Genomic DNA, 656 nt, shown 5'->3' with positions numbered 1-656 from the left:
ACGGCGAGCATGCCGGTGCCCTGGGGGAGGGTGTGGAGCAGTTTTGCGCGGGTGGCGACGATGTCGGCGGCCACGGTGAGGGGGAGGACGCCGGTGAGGTGGGCGGCGGAGAGTTCGCCGATGGAGTGGCCGATGAGCGCGGTGGGTTGGACGCCCGCGGTGTGGAGGAGCCGGTAGCCGGCAACGTGGTGGGCGAAGAGAGCGGGCTGGGTGTAGAGCGTCGTCTCCAGCAGTGCGGCGTGTTCGGTGTCGGGTTCGGCGAACATCACGTCCCGTAGCGGGACCTCGGTGTCGAGGTGCTGGTCCAGTGCCGCGCAGACCTCGTCCAGGGCTTCGGCGTAGACGGGGAAGGTGTCGTACAACTCGCGGCCCATGCCGGGGCGCTGGCTGCCCTGTCCGGAGAACATCACCGCCAGGCGCCCCCCTGTCTCGGCAGAGCCGGGGCCGGTGATCAGCGCGGGGTGTGTGGCGCCGGTGGCCAGTGCGGTGAGGGCTTCGTGGAGTTCGGTGCGGTCGCCGGTGACGACGCCCGCGCGGTGCTCCAGCTTCGCCCGCCCCGACCACAACCGCGCCGCCAACGCGCCAACCCCGACGTGCGGGTGCCGCTCCACATACGCCGCCAGCCGACCGGCGGACTGCGCGAGCGCAGTGGCCGA

Annotated in this window: 1 protein-coding gene; it reads right to left on the bottom strand. The window is 72.3% G+C overall.

Annotation, left to right across the window (positions count from 1 at the left end):
- The coding region (locus H5J30_RS35760) for an acyltransferase domain-containing protein (RefSeq protein ID WP_181791937.1) at positions 1-656 on the bottom strand (656 nt) is incomplete at both ends.

The sequence above is a fragment of the Streptomyces phytophilus genome (assembly GCF_013870535.1).
In the GTDB taxonomy this organism is placed as follows: domain Bacteria; phylum Actinomycetota; class Actinomycetes; order Streptomycetales; family Streptomycetaceae; genus Streptomyces; species Streptomyces phytophilus.
Note: the sequence above shows the minus strand (reverse complement) of the source record. Positions and strands in the feature narration are given on the sequence as shown.